The sequence below is a fragment of the Sphingomonas sp. FG14 genome (assembly GCF_057809675.1).
In genome coordinates this window covers 55972-70735 of record NZ_JBMDKK010000006.1, presented here as the reverse complement: position 1 = coordinate 70735, position 14764 = coordinate 55972, and the positions used below count along the sequence as shown (strand labels likewise).

General features: G+C 66.2%; 9 protein-coding genes. 6 read left to right on the top strand and 3 right to left on the bottom strand.

Annotated features, from left to right (window positions below):
• Window positions 1-141 precede the first annotated feature (141 nt).
• A complete protein-coding gene (locus ACODTA_RS17980; RefSeq protein ID WP_489067354.1) occupies window positions 142-2274 on the bottom strand; it encodes a S9 family peptidase in 2133 nt (710 codons plus the stop codon).
• Between the two features lie 177 nt (window positions 2275-2451).
• Window positions 2452-3411 carry a MurR/RpiR family transcriptional regulator gene (locus tag ACODTA_RS17975; RefSeq protein ID WP_489067353.1) on the bottom strand — a complete coding sequence of 320 codons (960 nt, stop codon included), beginning with the start codon at window positions 3409-3411 and terminating at the stop codon, window positions 2452-2454.
• A 177-nt stretch (window positions 3412-3588) separates the two neighbouring features.
• On the opposite strand from ACODTA_RS17975, the gene ACODTA_RS17970 reads away from it, so the two are divergent.
• From ACODTA_RS17970 to ACODTA_RS17945, 6 genes are all read left to right on the top strand, one after another.
• Window positions 3589-5772: a TonB-dependent siderophore receptor gene (locus ACODTA_RS17970; RefSeq protein ID WP_489067352.1), complete on the top strand. Its 2184-nt coding sequence runs from the start codon at window positions 3589-3591 to the stop codon at window positions 5770-5772.
• A complete protein-coding gene (locus ACODTA_RS17965) occupies window positions 5772-7280 on the top strand; it encodes an amidohydrolase family protein (RefSeq protein ID WP_489067351.1) in 1509 nt (502 codons plus the stop codon). Before ACODTA_RS17970 ends, ACODTA_RS17965 begins: the two co-directional genes overlap by 1 nt.
• Window positions 7277-8299, top strand: coding sequence for an N-acetyltransferase DgcN family protein (locus ACODTA_RS17960; RefSeq protein WP_489067350.1), 1023 nt, complete (start codon window positions 7277-7279; stop codon window positions 8297-8299). The genes ACODTA_RS17965 and ACODTA_RS17960 overlap by 4 nt, the downstream gene beginning before the upstream one ends.
• The gene (locus ACODTA_RS17955; protein ID WP_489067349.1) at window positions 8296-9918 is read left to right on the top strand and encodes a serine hydrolase domain-containing protein; all 1623 of its coding nucleotides are present in this window, start codon (window positions 8296-8298) and stop codon (window positions 9916-9918) included. Before ACODTA_RS17960 ends, ACODTA_RS17955 begins: the two co-directional genes overlap by 4 nt.
• A gap of 56 nt (window positions 9919-9974) precedes the next feature.
• The gene (locus ACODTA_RS17950; RefSeq protein ID WP_489067348.1) at window positions 9975-11291 is read left to right on the top strand and encodes an erythromycin esterase family protein; all 1317 of its coding nucleotides are present in this window, start codon (window positions 9975-9977) and stop codon (window positions 11289-11291) included.
• A gap of 118 nt (window positions 11292-11409) precedes the next feature.
• Entirely contained in the window at window positions 11410-13101 is a 1692-nt protein-coding gene (locus ACODTA_RS17945) for a serine hydrolase domain-containing protein (RefSeq protein ID WP_489067347.1), read from the top strand.
• A 67-nt stretch (window positions 13102-13168) separates the two neighbouring features.
• Here the strand turns inward: ACODTA_RS17945 and ACODTA_RS17940 are convergent, their stop codons facing one another.
• The gene (locus ACODTA_RS17940; RefSeq protein WP_489067346.1) at window positions 13169-14722 is read right to left on the bottom strand and encodes a DHA2 family efflux MFS transporter permease subunit; all 1554 of its coding nucleotides are present in this window, start codon (window positions 14720-14722) and stop codon (window positions 13169-13171) included.
• Between the last annotated feature and the right edge of the window lie 42 nt (window positions 14723-14764).

Below are 14764 nucleotides of genomic sequence, written 5' to 3'. Positions count from 1 at the left end.
ATGGAATAAATCCCTGGGGCGCGCGATCCGCATGCGATGGATCCCATGCCCTGGGAACGGTTGAATCAGGCTGATTTCAGCACAATGCGCGGCTTCGGAAGCGGCCCTTCTCTCCCGCGGCGTGGAACATTGTCGTTGGCGTCAACCAGTGCTCGCGGCTGTCCCGGTCTCGACGGGCTTCTCCTCGACCTTCAGGTCCGGCGTGTCCGGGCTCAGCGCGGCCGGCAAGGGTTCGCCGAAGATATAGTGGCCGAACCAGGCCTCGTTCTCCTCCATCACCGCGCGGGCCTGGCGCGGCTTGTTGATGCTGTGGCCAAAGCCTTCATAGACGACCATCTTCACCGGCACTTTCCTGTCCTCCAGCGCCTGGCGCAGTTCATAGGCGTTGGCGATGGGTACGCGGCGGTCATTCGAACCGTGCTGGATCAGCGTCGGCGTCCTGGCCTTGGCGACATAGCTGATCGGGGAGGTTTTGGCGTAGATCGCGGGGTCGTCCCACGGTGTGCCCTTCAGATATTGCCGGGTGAATGGCGTGATGTCGGTATTGGCGTAGTAGGTCATCCAGTCGGAGATCCCGGCGCCCATCGAGACCGCCTTGAACCGATCCGACGAGGTGGTGATGAAGGCCGAGATATAGCCGCCCTGGCTCCAGCCCATGGAGGCCACCCGGTTCCTGTCGACAAAGCCCCGGGCGATCAGCGCATCGACGCCGCTGATCACATCGGCATAGTCGCCGACGCCAAGGTTGCGCACGTTCAGCGCGCGGAACTTGCCGCCATAGCCCGCCGATCCGCGATAATTGGGCCGCAGCACCAGCGCCCCCTTGGCGAGAAACCGTTCGAGCGGATAGACGCGGTCCGCCGCGACCACGGGCGTATCGATGCCCGTGGGGCCGCCATGGATCACCACCATCAACGGATATTTCTTCGCGGGGTCGAAATCCCTGGGCGTGTAGAGCACGCCCTCGATCGGCGTGCCGTCCTTCGATGTCCATCGGACCAGCTCGCGTTTCGCGGTGTCGAACGCGCCCGGCTGGTCGCCGGCGCGGGTCAGGCGCCTGGTCTGGCCGGTGCCAAGGTCTGCCGAATGGATCTCGGCATAGATGTTGGGCGCCGATCCCGCATATGCGGCATGTCGGAAATCGCCGGAGAAGCTGAAGCGACCGGCCATCGGCGTTTCGGCCAGCGCAACGCGGGTCGATGCGCCGCTGGCGGGATCGAGGCGCCACAGGCCGGACTCGGTCTTTTGCCGGGCGCCGAACCAGATGCCATCGGCGTTCCATCCGAGCAGGTCCGCATCCTCGTCGAACGCGGCGTTGACCACCCTTGGTGCGCCGCCGGTCGCGGGGATGACGGAGATCTTGCGGTTGGCATAGTAGAAATAGGGCTCGCCGCCCGCGCTGGTGAAGGCGATCCGGGTGCCGTCGGGCGACCAGGTCGGGCTGCCATAGGGGCCGGCCTCGCCGATCAGAGGCTTCGCCGCCGCATCGGCCACGCTGACGACATGGATCAGGCCGGTATGGCTGGAGATCAGATCCGGATCGCGCTGCGCGGCGAAGGCGATGCGGGCCCCGTCCGGAGACCAGGCGAAATCGCCCACGCTATAGGCGTCGCCATTGGTGATCGCCCTGGGTTCCGACGGCGCCGGGGTGCGGCCGGCCTCGTCCGCCTGTGGCAGGTCCAGCGTCCAGAGCTGCACCATGCCGTAATCGGCCTGGATCACCCGATAGTCGCCGAAAGTCTCCTTGCGGTCCTTCAGCGCCTTGGGCTCGGGGCGCTCGGCGGTGAAGGCGAGCCGGCGGGAATCCGGCGCCCACTTGAAGGCGTTCACGCCCTTTTCGGTGCGGGTCAGTTGTTGCGCCTCGCCGCCATTGGCGGGCATCACCCAGATCTGGCGCAGATTGGCGGGAGACTTGGGCAGCACACCGGGGCGATCCGAGGCGAAGGCGATCCAGCGACCGTCCGGCGACCACGCCGCATCGGTGCTGGACTTGGCGGCCATGGTCAGCCGGTGCCGCGCGCCGGTCGCGACATCGGCGATCCACAGGTCGGTCTCGAAGGCATTGGCCTCCCAATTGGTGCGGCTCTGTTCATAGACCACGCGTCGGCCGTCGGGTGACATTTTGGGGGCGTTGACGCTGTGCATGTCCAGCGACTGCCGGATCGTCGGCGCGCGCATCGGCGACGCCGTTTCCGCCAATACGGTGGTGGGCAAGGCGAACAAGAAGAGCGGGCAGGCGATAAGGCGCATGAGGCGATTCGAACGAATAGGCATGACGACCTTCCGTATGGATGTTGATGCTGCCGCGACGCCCTGGGACCGCGTCGGATCGCGACGCTGGATATGCTTCCCGGATCCTGCTGAATGCTCCCCTTTGCCCACGGCATGCGGCCGAAGCTGATCTAGCTGTCCCCATGTTCGTTTGTAAACTGAATGGCCCATGCCGCGGCTTCACATCCGCTTGGGCTTTGGCGGCTGGTGGCCGGCATAGCCGGTGAAGGTCTGGTGCAGGCGGGTGAGCTTTTCCAGCCGCTGCTCGACGCGCGGCCCGATCAGCTTGATCACGCCATTGACCATCAGGTTCACCGCGCAGACCAGGGCGACCGGCGAACTCCAGAACATGCCGGTCTGTGTCGGCACCGCCACGACATGCGGGGTGAAGCGCGGTGCCCAGTCGCAATACATGTCGGTCAACACGATCAGGGGAATGCCGTGCTGGCTCGCCTGTTCGGCGACCAGATAGGATTGGCGCGAATAGCGGCGGATATCCATGACCACCAGGCAGGTATCGGTTTCCTCGAAGGCGAAGACATCGGCATAGTTGCCCGCGCTCAGATCGACGAGCCGCACCCCGTCGCGCATGAACTGGAGGTGATGGGCGAGCAGCATGGCGATGCCGCGTTCGGTCTGGAAACCCGCGATATGGACGGTGCGTGATCGGGCGAGCAATTCCACCAGCGCCGCCCATTCCGGCGTCTTCGCCAGGCGATAGACCGCCATCAAAGCATTCATCTCGCGCTGATGGCTGCTTTCAAGGTCGCTCGGCTGCTCGGGCGCATCGACGAACTCCGCCAGGTCCGGGCCGATCAGCCAGGGAAAGGCATCGGCGGTGCTGTCCTTGAGTTCGCTCTTGAGCGCCTTGAAATTGCGATAGCCGAGCTGGCGGGCAAACCGGCCCACGGTGATCGCGCTGACCCCCACCTGATCGGCAAGCGACTCGGCCGTTTCGAAGGCGAGCGTCGTATAATTGGCGAGGATGTGCCGGGCCACCGCGCGTTCGGCCGACGTATAGCTCTCCAGATCGGCCTGAAGCCGGCGCAACAGAGGTACGTTGGGAATCGCCGGAGACGCGGCGGGCGCATCGCCTGCCGGTGCCGAAACCGCGTTTTCCCGGGCTTCCTCGTCTTCCATCGCATCCCTCCCTGCTGCCGGCGACCTTCTATCGCGGAGCATGTTAGTTTTCCAATGAAACTATCAATTGACAGAAAGGTATCACAGTCGTTTTCTTGCCACGTCCGGCGGGAAACCGGGCGGGGGAGAAGTCGACACCTCCTCCACATCTCAGACCAATAATCAGGGAGGGGCGCGATGAAGACGCTCTGGCAAGGCAATGACGCGTGCGCGGGACCTGGGCGTTCCGCACGTTGGGCACGAATGCTAACGGCGAGTGCGCTCGCCATTTCGCTTGGGCTGCTCGCAAATCCTGCATCCGCGCAGGATGGCGGGGCGCAGGCCGATGAGCCCCAAACGACGGAGACCGGCGCCGACATCGTCGTCACTGGCGCCTATCGTTACCTGACCGAGGATACGAGCGGCACCACCGGCCTGCCGCTGCCGATCGAGGAAGTGCCGCAGGCGATCAGCCTGGTGAGCAAGGATTTCCTGAAGGCCGCCGACCTCAAGACCTTGGGCGAGATGGCGCAATATGCGCCGGGCGCGCTGTTCGCGGGCAATCAGGAAGGGTTCGGCACGATCGTCAAGCTGCGCGGCTTCGCCGGCGGCGCGGCGTTCGACGGGCTGACCATCGGCTCACTCTCCTATGAGCCCGATTATGCGACGATCGAACGGATGGAAATCGTCAAGGGGCCGGCGTCGGTGGTCTATGGCGCGGCCAGCCCCGGCGGCCTGATCAATCTCGTGTCGAAGAGTGCGCGCGCCGATACGCCCAATTATCTCGAACTGCTCGGCGGATCGTGGGGGCGCTGGCGGCTGGAAGGGCAGATCGCCGGCGCGCTCAATGCCTCCGGTTCGATCCGCGCGATCGGCATCGCCGCGCACGAACAGGCCGGCAGCTTCATGCGGCATGTCGATTCCCGCAAGACCGTGCTTTACGGCGGCATCGATGCCGATATCGCCGATGGCCTCACCGGCTATGTGCATGGCGGCTACGAACATTATCGGCGCACCGGTTTCGACGGCATCCCGACATTGGCGGATGGATCGCCGGCGCCGGTCGGACGCTCCTTCTTCATCGGGTCGAAGGATTTCGACCTCGTCACCGCGGTGAAGCGCATCAATGCCGGACTCGACTGGGAAGTTTCCCCAGTCTGGTCGGTCAGCCTGAAGGCCAATTATCTCAAGACCCGTACGCGCGGCCCCGCCGCCTATGCCTATGGGCTGGAGGAGAATGGCGACTTCTCGTTCCAGATCCAGAATTTCCTGAAGTTCCCGGTCGAGGATTTCAGCATCGGCGCTTCGACCATCTACAAGCTCGACGAACTTGGCATGTCGGAGAGCTTCATCTCCGCCTCGGTCATCTATCAGAGCACCAGCTCGTTCGTGCGGCAGAGCCTGCCCGAGATTGACGGCGACGGGACGGGCCATGCGAACATCTTCGACGGTGTCGACGCGATCGACGCCATCATCGGTTCGGCGACCTTTCCGGGCCAGATCTTCGAGGACAAGCGGCGGCGCAAATTCCTGACGCTTTCGAGCCAGGCGGTGCTGAAGGTGGCGGAGCCGCTGACGCTGCTGGCCGGCCTGTCCTATTCCAAGCCCGATATCACGACGCAGACCGATGGCGGGCCATGGCGCGATTTTAGCGGCGGCGGCCAGCTAAGCTATCGCGCCGCGGTGACGGTGGAGCCGATCAAGGGGCTCAACATCTACGCCTCGTACAGCGAGTCCTTCCAGCCACAGCTCAACATCGACATCAACGACAATGTGCTGCCGCCGCTCACCGGCAAGCAATATGAGCTGGGCGTGAAATATGTCTCGCCGGACCGGCGCATCCTGCTCACCGGCGCCGTCTTCGATCTCAGGCAGGCGAACCAGGGCACCTACGACCAGCAGGGGCCGGACGGTTTCGATCGGTATCGCGCGCTCGGCGAAGTGCGCCATCGCGGGGTGGAGTTGGAGGCGATCGGCCGCATCACCAAGGCGTGGCAGGTCAATGCCGGCCTGACCGTTCTCGATCCGACGATCAGCAAGGACGCCGATACGACGGTCATCGGCAAGACGATCACCTTCCTGCCTAGGACCACGGCCAGCCTGTACACCAGCTATGATTTCGACGGCGGCCTGTTCGTCGGCGGCGGCATACGCTTCGTCGACTCGGTGAAGACCAATTATGACGGCTCGACGCGCGATCTGCCGAGCTACACCCTGGTCGATGCGTCGATGGGCTATAATTTCGATCGCTGGCGGTTGCAGCTCAACGTCAAGAACATCTTCGACAAACTCTATTACATCAACAATTATCAGACGCTGTTCTATGGCAATGTCGTGGGTGAACCGCGTAGCGTCACCCTATCTTTGAGGGCGGGGTTCTGATGGTTCGTCGAACATCTCCGGCGGTTCTGGCCGCCGTCTCGATCGTTGCGTTCATCGGGGCACCGGGGGCGGCGCAATCGCCATCAGCCGGTGGCGTGCACGATATCGTCTATCTCGGCGCGCGGACGATAGATCCGGAAACCGGGCTCGACGGCGTCCGCAACATCGCGGTCGATGGCGACAGGATCGTCGCCGTCACCGAAGCGCCGCTCAAGGGGCGGCGAACCATCGACGCCCGCGGGTTGATGGCGGCGCCGGGCTTCATCGATCTGCATTCGCACGCCACCAACGACGAAACCGCCGCCTATGAGGCGAAGGACGGCGTCACCACCCGGCTGGAGCTGGAGATCGGCACCTATCCGGTCGCGAAATGGTATGATGCGAAGCAGGGGCGCGAACGCATCAATTACGGCACCAGCGTCGGCCACACCGCGATCCGCTATTTCCTGCAGAAGGGCGGCGGCGCGGCGGGGCTCGCGGCGCTCGACGACGGGATGGCCGCCTTTACCGCGGCCGAGATCAACCAGCCTATTCCCGACGCCCAATATGCGCGCCTGGCGCCGTTGCTGGAGGAAGGGCTGCGCGACGGCGCGATCGGCGTCGGCAGCGGCACGCAATATGCGCCGGGCATCACCCACAAGGAGATGCTCGACGTCACCCGCGTCGCGGGCAAGACCAAGAGCTGCGTCTTCACCCATGTCCGCTACGGCAGCCTGGTCGAGCCGGACAGCACGCTGGAATCAGTGCAGGAAAGCATCGCCAACGCGGCGATCACCAATGCCTGCGTCCATGTCGTCCATATCAACTCCATGGCGATGTCCGATGCGCCGCTGATGGCGCAATTGATGCGCGCGGCGCGCGAACGCGGCATCGACGTCTCGACCGAAACCTATCCCTGGGACGGTTCGGTCGATGCGATCCGCAGCGTGATCTTCGAACCCGGCTGGGAAAAGCGCTGGGGCGTCACAGTCGGCGATCTCCAGTCGCGCGTCACCGGCAAGCGGCTGACCCAGGCCGAGTTCGACGCGTTGCGCTCGGGCACCGGCGACGACGGCGTCATCATGCACATGAACACGGAGGCGACGATCTCCGCGCTGCTGCGCGATCCGCTCGTGCTGGTGGCGAGCGATGCCGGCAATGTCGAGGGCCCCAACAGCCACCCGCGTTCGGCGGGCACCTTCGCGCGCGTCCTCGGCCATTATGTGCGCGACACCCAGGTGCTGGGCTGGAGCGAGGCGATCCGCAAGATGGCGCTGATGCCCGCGCAGCGGCTGGAAAGCTTCGTGCCCGCGATGCGGCGCAAGGGGCGGCTCCAGGCCGGCGCCGATGCCGATATCGTGCTGTTCGATCCCAAGACCGTGGGCACGAAGGCAACCTATGGCGACGCCGCGCGCTATTCGGACGGGTTTCGCTATGTGATGGTGAACGGCGTGCTTGTCGTCGATCAGGGCAAGCTAGTGCAAGATGCGCGGCCTGGCCGACCCGTTCGATCGGAGATCCGCCCATGAGCGGCGTGCCGATCGATCTGCCGCGCCCCTATCTGCTGTTCCTGGGCGATGCCGACGACACGACCTTCCTGAAGACCGGCCTGGGTTTGCGGGACTGGGCGCCGTCGCTGTGCGTCGCCGAATATACATGCGATGGTGCCCGCGCCTCATTGGGCTTGCCCGTCATGCGCCCCAGCGAAGCCCATGCCGCCGGCGCGCGCGCGCTGGTGCTCGCCATGGCCTCGATCGGCGGGGGTATCCGCGAGGCGTGGATTCCCTGTTTGCTCGAAGCGCTGGAAGCCGGGCTGGACATCGTCAGCGGCGCGCATGACCGGCTGTCCGCCGATCCGCGCCTCGAAGCGGCCGCCGCGCGGTTCGGCCGGCGCCTGATCGATATTCGCACGCCGCCGGCCGACCTGCCGATCGGCACGGGACGCCCCCGATCGGGCAAGCGCCTGCTGACCGTCGGCACCGATTGCGCGCTGGGCAAGAAATACACCGCCCTGTCGCTCGCCGCCGCATTCCGCGCACGCGGGCTCGACGCCGATTTTCGCGCGACCGGCCAGACCGGGATCATGATCGCGGGATCGGGCATCCCGATCGACGCGGTGGTCAGCGATTTCGTTGCCGGGGCGGCGGAACTGCTCAGCCCCGAAGCCGAGCCCGATCATTGGGACGTGGTCGAGGGCCAGGGGTCGATCTTCCACCCCTCCTATGCCGGGGTGTCACTGGGGCTGCTCCATGGGTCGCAGCCCGATGTCCTGGTGCTTTGTCATGCCCATGGGCGTGATCGCGTGGTCGGCCTTCCCGATTACGCCCTGCCTTCGATCGAAGAGGCCGTCGCGCTTTCGGTGCGATTGGCGCGGCGCACCAATCCGGCGGCGCGCTGTGCCGGCGTGTCGCTCAACACGGCGGGGCTCTCGGTCGAGGCCGCAAACGAGGTGATCGCGCGCAGCCGCGATCTTTGGGGATTGCCCGTCGCCGATCCGATGCGGCCGGGCGAAGCATTCGAGGAGCTCGTGAACGCATGTCTGTCATGAAATCCCTGCTGGCCACGCTCTCGCTGGCGCTGGGCCTTGTACTCGCCGCACCTGCCGCCGCGCAGACCGAAACGCCGGCGATGCGCGCCGCGCTCGCCGATATCCGCGCCATGGTGGAAGCGGCCCCTGGCGATACCGGCCTTGCGGTCGCTGTCACCAGTCGCGAACGGCTGCTGATGGTGGCGACGCATGGCTATGCCGATATCGCGCGCCGCCAGCCGGTGACGGCGGAAACGCGCTTCGCGATCGGATCGATCTCCAAATCGTTCAACGCGATCGTGATGATGCAGCTCGCCGACGAGGGGCGTTTTGATCCGGACGCGCCGATCGCCCGCTATCTTCCCGATTTTCATCCGCGCTCGCGTTTCCCGGCGATCACCGGCCATGCGCTGCTGACGCATACGGCGGGTCTGCCCAATTATCTGACGCACGTCGCGTCGATGCGCTTCCTGATCGCGGCGCTCGACGATTTCGAGCCGCGCTACGCCCCGGGCGCGCATTTCTGGTACTCCAATTCGGGTTACCAGTTGCTCGGCTATGCGGCGGAGAAGATCGACCGGCGGCCCTTCCCGCTGATCCTGCAGCAGCGCGTGTTCGATCGGCTGGGCATGACCGCGAGCGCACCGCAGATCGACAATCGGCTGCGCGGCCATATCGCGACCAGCTATGATCGCACGCCCGATGGCGGGTTCGTCGAGGCGCCCTGGTTCGACTATCTGGCGTCGGACGGCGCGATCGTCTCGAACGCGGCGGATATGAGCGCCTATGCGCGGATGCTGCTCGCGCGCGGCGATACACCGTCGGGCCGGCTGATCTCGGCGCGTGCATTCGAGCGGTTCGTGACGCCCGTGCGCGACAATTACGGCTATGGCGTCGATGTGCAGGATGGCGGTCGCGTTATCGCGCATGGCGGTGCGATCGCGGGGTTCCGCGCCTATCTGTCGGCGCATCTGGCCGATGGTTTCGCGGTGGTCCTGCTTGCCAACGGTCCGCTCGACGGCGCGTTGCGCGATCGCGTCATCGCTCGCCTGATCCGGGCGAACGGCGGTACACCCAAGCCTGCCGGCGACGCACCCAAGGCGCGCGTCGAAGCCGCCGGTTTCGTCGGCCGGTTCGTCGGGCCGAAGGGAGAGGCGCTGAGCTTCGCACCCGATGCCAAGGGCGGGCTGACGGTGAGCGAGGGTGGCGCCGCGATGCCGCTCGCGCGCCTGGGCGGGCAGAGCTGGGGGCTGCATGTCACGTCGAAGGGGCCACGCGCCTTCACTTTCTTCCGCGACGACAAAGGCGCCGTGACCGATGTGGTGGAAGGCGCGACCGCCTATGTCCGGGAAGGCGCGAAGGCCCTTGCCGAAGCGCCCGCCGCCTATGGTCCGCTCGTCGGCCATTATCGCATGCATGGCGAGGAAGGGCCGGACGTGCGGATTCTCGTCCGCAACGGCCGGTTGATAATGGCCTATGCCGATGGCGACGCCATGCCGCTCGATCCCGAAGGCGAGCGTTTCCGGATGGCGAGCCCCGCGCACGCGCCCGAATGGCTGGCCTTCGACACGATGATCGACGGACAGGCGCAGCGGCTGCTGCTGACCGGCGTGCCGGCCTATCGGATCGACCTGCCGTGACATGCCGCGCCATGCTGTCGCGGCGCTTCCGGCCATGGCCGCTCCTTGCGCTGGCCATGGCCGTGTCGCCCGCCACGGCGCGGCAGCCGGAAAAGGGACGCGACGCCTTCATCGCATGGGCACGGGATCGTGCCGTTCCGCTGCCCGATTGTTCGTCGCCGTCATATCAGGCGGCGATGACGCGGATCGTGTCGATGATCGGCACCGCCCGCGTGGTGGCGCTTGGCGAGCCGGGTCATGGTACCCATGAACCGCTCGCCTTTCGCAACTGCCTGTTCCGCGCGCTTGTCGAGCAAGGCGGCTTCACCGCGATCGCGATCGAATCCGGGCTTAATGAATCGCGCCGCCTGCACGATTATGCGGCGGGCGGATCGGGCGATATCCGCCGGCTCATGCCCGGCGGCCTCACCTGGGGGTTTGGGCGCTATCCCGAGAATCTCGAGCTGATCGAATGGATGCGCCGCCACAACGCCGATCGCGGCGGTGGCCGCAAGATCGGCTTTTACGGCTTCGACATGAGCGGCGGCGAGGCGAGCGGCCTGTGGCGCAATGCGGGCGCCACCCTGCGTGACGGGCTCGTCTATCTCGAGCGCACCGCGCCGGCCCGGTCGCAAGCGGCGCGGCAGGCGGTCGCGCCTTTTGTCGATCGCTTCAGCCATGACGGCCATGCCGCGCTGTCGCCGCGCGATCGTGCCCGTCTTCGCGCGGCGATCGGCGGGCTGATCGGCTTTTTCGACCGCCATCGCGGAGCGCTGATCGCGGCCTCGACGCGCGCCGATTATGAATGGGCGCGCCAAAACCTGATCGCCGCGCGTCAGCTCGATACCCTGTTCGGCGCCGTGCCGCCCGATGCGCCGGGCGCGGCGCTTTCGCCCGGCCTCTACAGGGCCGATGCGGTGCGCGACGCCGCGATGGCGGAGAATGTCCGCTGGGTGCTCGACCGCGAGGGACCGGCGGGCCGCGTGCTGGTGTTCGCGCATAATGGCCATGTCGTGAACGCACCGCTGCGCGGCGGCATCTGGAGCGTCTATGCGCAGGCGCCAAAGGCGATGGGCCAGCATCTGCGCGCCGCCCTGGGCAAGGATCTGCTGATCGTCGCGGCAAGCTCCGCCGCGCCGCCGACGACCGGCATGCCCGACGCGCAGCCTCCCGGCAGCCTGGATGCCGCGCTCGCCGCAGTGGGGCGAGGTGATTTCATGCTCGACATCCGCGCCGGGCGCACGGCGCCAAGCGTTTCGTCATGGCTGGCGCGCGACCGGACGATCCGCGCCAATTTCACGACCGAGATGATGTTGCCGCCCGCGAGCGCCTTTGATGCCGTCGTCGTTTTCGATCGTCTCTCTCCAGCTACGCGGATCGCGGCGGCCCCCTGAATGCAAATATGGATAATCTTGTCCTGTTCAGGCCATTCTTTGCCTTGACGAGATAGGGGTTTTGACCGGACATGTTCGGCGAAACGCGGCGGTGGAAAACCGGATGGGGAGAAGAATGATGGGCGTGAACAGGCGTCACCTGCTCGGCATGGCGGCGGCCGGAACCGTCGCGGCGAGCCTGCCCGCGATGGCGAGCGCGGCGAAGCCGCCGGCGACGCTGTCGATCCGCAACAAGTCCGGCCGCGATTATGGCGACGCGCTGGAACGGCTGCGCGATTACGCCGCCGCCGAGCTTGACGCGGTCGGCCTGCCCGGCATGACGATCAGCCTTGTCGATGCGCAGGGCTTCGCGGCATCGCTCTGCATCGGCTGGTCGGATGTCGACAAGCGTGTGGCGGTCGATGCCGACCAGCTTTTCCAGATCGGATCGATCAGCAAGTCGATCACGGGGCTGTGGCTCCATGCCGCGCAGGACAAGGGGCTGATCGATCTGAACGCGCCGGTTTCCCGCTATCTGACCGGCGTGCCGCTGCCCGCCCAGCCGATGACGGTGCTGCAATTGCTCAACCATGCCGGCGGTCTGGCGCATGACGCGCCGGTGTTTCCGCGCACGCCCGACGGCAAGCTGTGGACCGGCTTCAAGCCGGGCGCGCGCATGTCGTACAGCAATATCGGCTATGCCATGCTCGGGCTGATCATCGGCGAGGTCTCCGGCAAATCGCATGTGCAGGCGCTGGGGGAGGATGTGCTGCGGCCGCTGGGCATGACGGGCGCGACCGCGCATATCCGCACCGCCGATCGCGGCCGCTATGCCACGGGCTATGTGCCCTTCCGCGAGGATGGCGCGGCGATGAGCCGCGCCGCGCTGATCGTGGGCCCGTGGACCGAGTCGGACAACGCCGCCGGCGCTGTTGCCGCGTCGGCGGACGGCATGGCAGGTTATCTGCGCTATGTGCTGGCGCTGGGCGCCGGCAAGGGCGGGCCGCTGATGTCCGACGCGGCGGCGCGCAAGCTGCTCGCCGCCGATATCGCCTCCTCCGAATTCGGGCCGGGTGCGCGCTATGCCAGCGGCTTCGGCACGGTGCAGATCGACGGCAAGCCGGCATTGCATCATACCGGCGGCATGACGCTGTTCTCCTCGGCCTTCCATGCCGATCCCGCGGCCGGCGTCGCCTGTTTCGCCAGCGTCAACGGGCGGCTGGTGTCCTATCGTCCCCGACAGACTTCCATCTATGCCGTCCAGCTCATGCGCGCGGTGGCGGCGGGAGCGGCATTGCCGCCGCCGCCCGATCCCCTCGCCTTTCGCCGCGTGCCGAAACCGGAACGCTATGCCGGCACTTTCGTCGGGCCGAATGGCCGTTCGGTCACGCTGCGCGCCACCGATACGGGTCTCGTGCTCGCGGATGGACGCGGAGAGGGCAGGGTCGAGCTGGCCGGTCAGGCCTCTCTGGCGACGGACCATCCGGCCTATGCCGCGCACCAGATCGATTTCGAGGGGGAGGCGGCGGACCGTTTCTGGTGGGGCGGCACGCTGTTCGGTCGCGGCGCGGCGCCCCGGCAACCCGTCGCGGCGGCGGCGCTCAAGCCGCTGGCCGGTGAATATGGCGGGACTGAGGGGACGTTCGCCGTGCTGGTGCGCGGCAATACGCTCGTTGCGGAGGGCATGGGCGAATTCGTCCGCCGGCCGGCCGGTTTCTGGTCGCCGAAGGAGGATGTCGGCGGCGTGACGCGGGTCTGGTTCGATGGAGCGGTGAACGGCGTTCCGTCGCGGCTGATCTTCTGCGGGATGGATTTCACCCGGATCGTCTGAGAGTCTGTTTGGGAAATGCGACACAGGCGCATTTCCCAAATGTGCTCTGAAGCCACGTGCATCGAGGTCATGTTTGGCGGACCGGCCGGCAGAAGGGCACGAGCACCAGCGCGGCGAGGAACAGCAGCGCCATGATCCGGAACACGTCGTTGAACGCCAGCGTCAGCGCTTCGCGCTGGACGATACGGCCGGCGAGCGCCTGAGCGATCGCCAGCGCGCGCGCCGGATCGGGCGTGACCGTGCTCGCATGGCGGGCCAGCGCCTCGATGAGTTCGCCGCCATTGCGGCCTGCATTGCCCAAAGCCTCGCCCAGCCGTAGCATGTGAAGACGGGCATTGTCCTGCAGCCAGGTGTTGACCAGCGCGATCCCGATCGCGCCGCCCAGGTTGCGCATCAGGTTGAACAGCCCGGATGCATAGCGCAGTTCCGGTCCTTCGAAGCCGGCGAGCGCCATCGTCACGCTCGGAACGATGCACAGCATGATCGCGAAGCTGCGCACCGCCTGTGGCCAGAGCAGTGCGTGGAATCCCCATTCGGGCGTCATGAAGCTGAACATCCACAGGCCGGCGGCGAAAAGGCCCAGGCCGCAGGTGATCATGATCCGCGGATCGATCCGCTGCGATAGCGTGGCGGCGACGGGCACGCCGAGCATCTGGATCAGCCCGGCGACGAACACCGTGGTGCCGATCTCGGACGCATTATAGCCGCGCACCGTACCCAGGAAGACCGGCACCAGATAGGTCGCCGAATAGATGCCGAAGCCGATCACCAGATTGAACACGCAGGCGAAGACGAAGGTCGGCCGGCGAAAGGGCGTCAGGCTGACGATCGGCCGGCTCGACCGGAACGAGCGTTCGAGGAAGAGCAGCAGCGCGACGAATGACAGCCAGCCGCCGATCGCGATCGCCTTGTCCTCGAACCAGTCGTTCCGGGGCCCTTCCTCCAGGACATATTCGAGGCCGCCGAGGAACACCGCCATTGCCGCCAGATGCATCCAGTCGATCCGCCTGAGCATCGACGGATCGGCGCTGTCGACACGAATCAGCAGGAAGGCCAGCACCGCGACGAGAGTGCCCGGCACGATGTTGACGTAGAAGATCCAGCGCCAGCCGAACGCGTCGGTGATCCAGCCACCCAGGGTCGGCCCCATCGTGGGCGCGAGCACCGAGACCATGCCGAGGATCGCGGGGATCATCGCGCGTTGCTTGCCGGTGAACAGCACGAAACCGGTCGCGAACACCGTCGGCACCATCGCGCCGCCGACAAAGCCCTGCAGCGCGCGAAAGGCGATCATCGATTCGATGCTCCAGGCCAGGCCGCACAGCGCGCTCGCCAGCGTGAAGAGCCCGGCGGAGAGCGCGAACAGCCAGCGCGTCGACATCGCCTGCGCCAGGAACGCGGCGAAGGGGATCATCACCAGTTCCGCCATCAGATAGGCGGTCTGCACCCAACTGATCTCGTCGGCGCTCGCCGACAGCCCCGCACGGACTTCGTTGAGCGAGGATGCGACGATCTGGATATCGATCAGCGCCAGGAACTGGCCGAACGCCATCACCCCGAAGATCAGATATTTGCGCGCGTCCGGCAGCGCTTCGGGGGCGATCGTCGTGTTCGCCGTCATATCTTCACCCCTTGCGCTTGCGGGACGGCGATAATATGATCA